The 7,726-nt window shown below is 67.0% G+C and carries 6 protein-coding genes; 2 read left to right on the top strand and 4 right to left on the bottom strand.

Annotated features, from left to right (window positions below; translation table 11 throughout):
* Together VD972_RS01960 and VD972_RS01955 are read right to left on the bottom strand one after the other, a co-directional pair.
* On the bottom strand, positions 1-1,271 hold a 1,271-nt coding region (locus VD972_RS01960; RefSeq protein WP_324979875.1), incomplete at its 3' end, for a VCBS repeat-containing protein.
* Between the two features lie 337 nt (positions 1,272-1,608).
* Positions 1,609-2,817, bottom strand: coding sequence for a hypothetical protein (locus VD972_RS01955; RefSeq protein WP_324979872.1), 1,209 nt, complete (start codon positions 2,815-2,817; stop codon positions 1,609-1,611).
* Between the two features lie 141 nt (positions 2,818-2,958).
* Here VD972_RS01955 and VD972_RS01950 point away from each other — a divergent pair, with 141 nt between their 5' ends.
* The gene (locus VD972_RS01950; protein ID WP_324979867.1) at positions 2,959-4,797 is read left to right on the top strand and encodes an SIR2 family protein; all 1,839 of its coding nucleotides are present in this window, start codon (positions 2,959-2,961) and stop codon (positions 4,795-4,797) included.
* 20 nt (positions 4,798-4,817) lie between these two features.
* Here VD972_RS01950 and VD972_RS01945 read toward each other — a convergent pair whose 3' ends face one another.
* On the bottom strand, positions 4,818-5,786 hold the full coding sequence (locus tag VD972_RS01945; RefSeq protein WP_324979864.1) for a HEAT repeat domain-containing protein: 969 nt from the start codon (positions 5,784-5,786) through the stop codon (positions 4,818-4,820).
* Between the two features lie 19 nt (positions 5,787-5,805).
* Positions 5,806-7,101 (bottom strand): hypothetical protein, encoded by a 1,296-nt coding sequence (locus VD972_RS01940; protein ID WP_324979862.1) that lies wholly within the window; start codon positions 7,099-7,101, stop codon positions 5,806-5,808.
* A 330-nt stretch (positions 7,102-7,431) separates the two neighbouring features.
* Between VD972_RS01940 and VD972_RS01935 the strand changes: the two genes are divergently transcribed.
* Positions 7,432-7,726, top strand: a 295-nt coding sequence (locus VD972_RS01935; protein ID WP_324979858.1) for a DUF504 domain-containing protein, incomplete at its 3' end; no start/stop codon positions are given.

The following is a 7,726-nucleotide window of genomic DNA, read 5'->3' as shown; positions in this document are numbered from 1 at the left end:
CCGTCCACGTCCGCGATGACCGGGTTGTCGTGCGTGGTGCCCGTGCTGTGCCGCGTCTGCCAGCGCACCGCGCCCGTGGCGCCGTTGAAGATGCGCAGCGACACCTCGTCCGCGTGGACCAGCTCGATCTGGCCGTCATCCTCGAAGTCGAAGGCGCTGCCGCTGGACTTGCCGGAGCTCCACTCCTGGATGGTGTGCGTCCACTTCACGCTGCCGTCCGTCTCGAAGACGGTGAAGGCGTTCTCGCCCGCCACGGCGATCTCCGGCAGACCATCATTGTCCACGTCCGCCAGGGTCGGCCCGCCGCCGCAGCCATTCACGCAGCCGCCGGGGATGTTCACGCTCCACAGCAGCGAGCAGTTGTCGTCCAGCAGGCTCACCTTGCCGTGGCCCGACACCGCGATCTCGCCCTGCGGATCGGCGTCGAAGTTGCCCACCGCCGACAGGCCGTGGGGGATCTCGGTGTTGGCGCACTTCAGGCTGCCATTGGCGTTGTAGACGGAGCGGCCGTTGACGAGCTCCTGGCTGCCATCGCCATCAATGTCGGCCCCGAAGGACACCGGGCCGGTGTACTGCGCGCCGCCCATGCCATCCGAGCCCACCCACTTCAGCGCGCCCGTGTTGCTGTAGACTCGGTTGCCGTCGAGGATCTCCACGGTGCCGTCACCGTCGAGGTCCGCCAGCGAGGGGCCGCCCCACTCGTTGTAGTCGAAGGCGTCCGGCGCCGTGCGGAACTTGAAGGCGCCGTCGTTCTCGTAGCAGATGATGCCGCGGCCATCCATCGGGATGCCGCAGATCTCCACCAGGCCGTCGTTGTCGATGTCGCCCACGGCGATGCTGGCGGCGCCCTTGATGCGGTAGGCCGGATCCGTGACGGCCCACAGGTCGTGCCCGTCGTCGCCGCTGATGGCGCGCAGCACTCCCTCGCGCCAGTCGAAGTCATCATTGGGGATGTCGTGGAAGGAGCTGAAGATGATGTCCGGGATGCCGTCCTGGTTCACGTCCGCGACGGCGGGCGTCATCATCACCTGGTTGAACTCGGGGAGGATGGGGCTGCCCGTCCACGCCCACTGCAGCTCCGGCTCGAAGTTCGGCGTGAAGGGCGGCACCACCTCGCAGGTGTCCTCGAGGCTCCCTGCGCTTCGGGCGCGCGCCTCGTCCCCCGAGCTCGTCAGGCTACATCCTCCGCCTACTGCCAGCGCCAGAAGTGCCGCGATCAGACTCTCGCGGGCCTGGCTCTTCACTCCACGGATGCCTCTTCGCTGATGCATGTCCCGTCTCCTCTTCACTCGGGCCTGCCCCGATGCGCTGCCGAACACAGCTCCGAGAATCTTGAGACATCCTGATTTCTTGGGATCCAGGAAAAAATAGGTAGCCCTCTTATTACCTTGACACACCTGGAAAAAGCGCAGCGGGCTGGAAAATCTGCACCTGAGGTGTAGCGATTGAGCTGTCCTGGCCCCGGATGTGGGGCAAGCACCCAGTCCTTGCGGAGCGCCGCTGACGCCTTCCAGGACAGCCGTTGGCGGCGCGGCGGCTGGCGGCGGCCGTGCCCGGACTCACTCCAGGGACGAGGCACTGGGGGCGACCGCTTCGCTGCCTCACCCACTACAGGGAGATGACGGCCTCTCCGGGCGCGGGGCGCAGCTCCACGGGGGCGGGGACGAGCTCGCTGCCCTTCACCTGGCAGGTGGCCACGGTGGGCGCGAGGATGCGCACGGACGAGAGCGTGGCGGCACGGCCGAACTGGACGGGGCTGGTGGCCACCATGAGCTCCTGCTTCTTGCCCTCGTCGCTGTCGCTGTAGACGGCGGTGAGGCCATCGAGGCCGGCGGGGAGCTTCACCTGGAGGCGGGCCCGGTTGCCCTCTCGCACCACCTCGACGGGGAGCGGGGGCTTCGGGTCTCCGTAGGCGGGGAACACCTTCCCGTCAGCGATGCGAATGCCCCACTGCACGAGCCCGGGATCCTTGCCGTTGCGGCCACACGCGTCGGCGGCCTCGGGAGACTCGGGGAAGAGCCACAGCTCCACGTGATCATCCGCGAGCCACTTCTCGCTCGGGCCCGTCCACTTGTCATCCACCACCTCGAGGAAGAGCACGTTCCCCTGGCCGAGCACCGCGCGGATCCTGGCATCGTCCTTTCCTTGCGGCTTGCCGAGCAGCACGGCGCCCCCGTTGGCCGAGCACTGCCCCAGCCCGGTGCGCTTCCAGCCGTCCTTGAGAAAGTCGGCGGGGAGCTCCACCTGCGGCACCACGCTTGCCTCGAGGGTGCGGGTGGCGCTGTCGCCGTCGGCCTCGTCGGGAGACACCTTGCAGTCCAGCACCTCACGGACCACGCGGCCTTCGAAGGTGCCGTAGTTGAAGCGCGTCTCGGTGGACTCGGGGGATGCGGTGTGGAAGCTGGTGTTGAGCTCGGAGAGCATCTTCAGGGGGACGAGCTGCAGCTCGACCTTGGAGGACCACCGCCAGCTGGAGCCGCCGCTGCGCTCGTGGCGGAAGAGGTTCTCGCCCACGGTGACGTCTTCTTCGCCCAGGCCCGCGGCGCCATAGCCGTCATTGCAGGCATCGAGGAGCTTCACCACGGACGTGTCGGGGCGGCGGAGCCACCACTCGCGCTGCTCGCACTCGAGGCCCTCCTGCGGGTCGCGCTTGCCGAGCGACAGCTCGACGACCTCGTGGCCCTTGAGGGCGCGGGTGGTGCCCTGGACTTCGCAGCCGGCCCGGCCTCCACACACGTCCTTTGCTTCCTGGGCCAGCACCGGCGCCGCGAGCAGCATGCCGAGCACCAGAACTTCTCCTCGCTGAAGCCGCTGCATCACGGTGTCTCCTCCTGGAGAACCAGCGTGCCCCAGGGGCTGCCCCAGGGGAAGGCGGCATGGAGCTTCCCTGCTCTTGAACGCCGCCGAGCCCCTCATCAGACTCGACGGCCAATCCGCACGCGAGCGGGCAGAGGGCCCATGGACTTTCGCTTCGATGACATCCTGCCTTACCTGGCCAGCGCATACCGGCGCGGCGTGCTCGTTCCCTTCATCGGCTCGGGGATGAGCGTGCCTACCTGCACGGGGTGGAAGGCCTTCATCCTCCGCCTGGCAGACGAGGCCGGGATAGCCGTCTCCGCCAACCTCAAGAATGGCCAGCGGAAGACGCTGGACTCCGCGGAGCTGTACCGCCTCGCGGACAGAGCCGTCCGGGGGCTGGGCACCCTCTCGGCCACGGCGCGAGCGAACGCCTATCGGCGGGCGCTCATTCCCTCCGGCAAGGCGCCAGGGAGCTGTGACATCCCGGAACAGACACGGACGCTCGCGCGGCGCCACTGGCCGCTGGTACTGAGCACCAACTACGACGATCTGTACCCCGTGAGCCGGTGGCGGCAGTCGTCCGGAGGGGAGACGGCGGCGGCCGAGGCTCCCGAGGTGCTGGGTCGAGACGTTGAGGACTGCCACAAGGTGGTGCGCTCGTTGGACAGGCCCTCCCGGCCCATTCTCTGGGCGCTCCAGGGTTTCCTGGGAGGGCAGGCGGCCCTGCAAGACAAGCTGGTCTCCGATCGGCGGCGGCGCCTCGTGCTGGAGGGCCAGGTGGTGGCCGGCCACCAGCAGTACCAGAACGTCATCAACTCGCAGATCCACTTCCGCAGGGCGTTCGCCGAGGTGTTCCACCGGCGCTCCCTGCTCTTCCTGGGGTCCGGCATCCTGGAGGACTACTTCGTCAACCTCTTCGGAGAGATCTCCCACCACTACGGACCCAGTCCGCATCCTCACTTCGCGCTGTTCCCGCGCATGGCGAAGAAGACCCTGGACTCCCAGTTCCTGCGAACGCGGCTGGGCATCACCCCAGTGTTCTACGACGACTACGGAGTGCTGCCGGAGCTGCTGGATCGATTGGCCAACTGTCTCTCGGGGAGTGGTGACCCGCCCCACGCGGGTGCGCCGGCCACTCCCGTGGCATGGATGCACGACGAGCTGGGCTTCTCACTGTCCAACGGCTCACGGCCTCCTTTCGGCTCCGCGCGGAAGGTCCGGCTGCGCTATGCGCCGCTGCCTGTCCCCGCCCGGGATGGAAGCGAGTGCGCCATCGTCAGCGTCGGACGGACGGTGAGCAATCGTCCCCTGGAGGGGGGCCAGGCCCGGACGCTGCTCGCGGAGATGGGGCTGAAGGTGGGAGCACGCGGCCGGGGCTGGAAGGCGCTCGACAAGGCCCCCTCCCTCGTCTTCCGGTTTGGCGACGAGCCCCTCTTCGGCATTGCCGCGAGGCTGCGGAACACGACAGGGAGGACCGCGGACCACCGGGACCTGGGCATCATCTCTGAATCGGTGGGCGCGGCCTTGCGAGCGGCGAGCAGGGCGGGCTTCCGCCGGGTGCACCTGGGACCTGTGGCCTCGGGGCGTTACCGGCTGTGGCACCCGTTCCACCCGTTCGTCCAGACGCTGACGGGGGTGCGCGAGTTCTTCGCGAGCAACCCGGACACGCGGATCGACACGCTCGAGCTCCACGTGATGCACCCGGCGGTCTGGTCGCCGGTGCTCGCAGGGAGGATTCCGGTGGCCGAGCTCCTGTCCTCAAACGTGACGAAGATCTGGGTAGACATCCGAGATCCGGAGGGGAGATCGGAGATCCTGGGGGTCATCACCCGAGGGTCCACGAAGCTGGGGGACATCAAGAAGCTCTGCGGTCTGGTGCCTGACCGCTGGAGTGCGGACATCCTCCCGCGACCGAGCCGACTGCCACCGGCGGTGCAGAACCCGGATGACCTGTTGGTAGCGCCCACCTCGCTCGTCGTCTTCACGCCCCGCGAGTGAGGGGTCCGCGCCTGGCGCCCTCAGTGAAGACTGCGCAGCGCCCGCACGACATCATCAAAGACCTTCGCGAAGGTCGGGTCGGCAGGGCGATGAGTTTCCAGCTCTGTTGCATCCTCCGGGCGGCCTACGAACTCAAGCACACTTGCAGCCCGCAGAGCGCAGCCCATGGCCTTAGAAGCAACCAGACTGCGAGCCACGTGACGCAGTTCGGCGCGAACCGCTTCAGGCAGCGCGATAAGGAGGCGCTCTCGGTGCATGAGCAGCGCGTTCAAGAGCACTTCGCAGAAGTATGCAGCCTCTCCACGTTGATTCAACGCCGGACGGATCAACGCGCTGGCCGCCGAGATGAACTTGGGGAACGCGGAGATCAAAGAGTCGGGCAGTTGCTCTTCGAGCAGCATCAGCACTCCGGTCTTGTGCCTCACAGGCACCGCCGAATCCAACGCCCATGCTCCGAGTTCTACTGGGGATTTCTCTAGGAGAACCAACAGGCCGTGCAATGTGTTGGGCTCAGGCAGGGAGAGTTGCTCGAAGCTTCTCCGAACCACAGGCAGCAGCTCTGGATGCCGCTTCTTCCAGAGTGCATGTGCGACCTCATTGACGTCCGAGCGCTCTGGCCGGCCAGCTGCGAGCCGATCCAGTTTGCGCACCAGGCTCGCCCGCGCTCCTGCGTCTTCGATACGACTCAGCGCGCGGACAATCTCCTCCACGACGGCTTCCCCGTCGTAGTCCCCTCGTGCTTCCTCGATGGCCAACTGCTGTTCCAAACACCGGACGCTGGTAGCTCCACTGAGCTCGCCCAGACCGAACGCAGCCGCTTGCCTCACGAGTGCATCAGGGTCCTCCAGCATGGCCTCAAGGACGACCCGCACATGGCGAGGCCCCGGGCCAAGTTGTGGCACGAGCACGCGTGCCCGAGGCTCGTCTCCCTGCTTGACGGCATCCACCAGCTGACCCCGGATCTGCGCCACATCCACCTTGTTGGCCATCTCGCTTCCTCAGCGTCTCTTACGGAAGACTCACGCCAGCGGGCACGTGCCGTCTGAGTAAAGTCCCGTCGAGGAGATACAGCTCGTGAATGGCTTCGGGATCCAACCGCTTCATCGCCTCGAAGGCATCCAGCTCACGCCTCAGGTCACGCACGTTGGAGACATAGTTGGTGTTGTGCCGCACCCCATCAGGCCGGAGGGATGATACGTCGGGCTTCCGAAAACGTGGCCCGCCAGTGGTGCCCCTCTCCAAGACGCGCTTGTCCTGAGCGTCCAACTGAGCCTTGTTCTTTCGCAGCTGGGTATGCCCTGCCGCCTCCCGGGCAGCCAGCTCCTTCTCGATAGCCTCGTTATGCGGTGGGTTCTGCCGGGTGTGGGGAGAACCGTAGCGGGTAGAGAGCTTCGCCCCGGTACCCGAGCCGCTGGGCTTGCCCTCTATTGTCGAGCACAGGGCGAGACCGCCGCAGAGGCGGGCAGCCACCTCCCCCGTCGCCACCCCGCTGAGAATAAGGCTACGGTTCGCCACCACCGTCGCGGTGGCCGCTGCCTCCACGGCCAATCCCCCCTCCACCGCGTACCGAGGGCCTCCGAGCAGCGCTCCCAGACCTCCCCCAGGGACGGCTGGCGTCGCCTTGGCCAGACCCATGCTCGCCACCATCACCAGCACTCGCAGCCCCGTGCCTCCCACTGCTCTGCCGAAATGCTCCGACGCCGCCTCCAACTCCCTCTCCGTCTTCGCTGCTTCGGACTCCCAGTAGAGCCTCACGCACGCCAGCGCCAGGTTCGCCACCTCCACCATCCCCACTGTCAGCGCCAGCGCCGCTGTCAAGGTCACCGCGAACGCCTTGGAGAAAAGCGGCTCGGGTGCCAACCATGCGCCGAAGTACACCGCGATCGACATGCTCACGCTTGCCAGGAACACCGGTGAGCCGAACAACTCCCGTGCCGCCTCACGCACCCCCGCTCCCATGTAGCGCGGTGACAGCTTCAACGCCTGGTACAGACGGCTCTGCTCCAAGTCTTCTGGCAAGGACAGCAGCATCCCTCCGAAGCGCGCCTGGAACCTCTCTCGGAGCCGCCGCTCTCCCCACTCCTCACCCTCGCCCAACAGCTGGAATCGCGCGGGAGGAAGAACCCGGATCTCAGGCCTCTCCGCCAGCAGGGCCGCGTGGAGCACTGTGAGTACCGCCTGCGCTTCCTCCAGCTCCATCACCTCCAGGGCCGGGTCAGGCGCTATCGGCTCGAACGACAGCCTCACCCACCCTCCCGGCAGCGCCTCCTCCTTCACCACTCGTGGCGCGGCACCTTCGGCCATGGCCGCCTGAGAGGTAGTGCAGGCGGCAGACAGCGTAAGGATCAAGGGAAGAAGCACGCGAGAAAACACAGTGTCCGTCTTCATGCTCCTCACTCTGCATCACTTCGGGCCAGCGCCACATCCATCGCTCGAAGCCGCAGCCCGAGTGAGCAGAGTCTTGCGGCCCAAAGCCTCCACCCGCAAGCCCGCCGAGACCCCGTGACGTGTCAGCCTCTTTACGAGGGTGGCGTCAAGGTGCGGCGCGCGGGAACCCTTCCCGCGTACGCTCGGTGTAGACCGGCCCCGGAGTCTTAGGGCTCTCCGAGTCCCCCCTTGGTGAGGGTCGCAGCCATGTCTCAGGAACGCTTCAAGACGAGCCGCGAGGTCTACCACCGCATCCGCTGGGATCCCCGGCTCGACGCGCGTGACTTCGTCATCGGCTATGACGCCCACTCCGAGCAGATGGAGGAGATGCCCTTCGAGGCCTTCGTCCCCGACGGAGAGATTCCCTGGCACCGCGTCTGGTACTTCCGCCGCGGAACCGAGGTGGTGTGGGACCGGGCTCAACGCATCGACACGCTGAGCACCCTCGCGCCCGCGGCTCCCGAAGAGCCCGCCCCACCGCCTCCGCCACCACCGCAACAGC

It is taken from the genome of Hyalangium sp., assembly GCF_035629615.1.
GTDB lineage: Bacteria > Myxococcota > Myxococcia > Myxococcales > Myxococcaceae > Hyalangium.
Note: the sequence above shows the minus strand (reverse complement) of the source record. Positions and strands in the feature narration are given on the sequence as shown.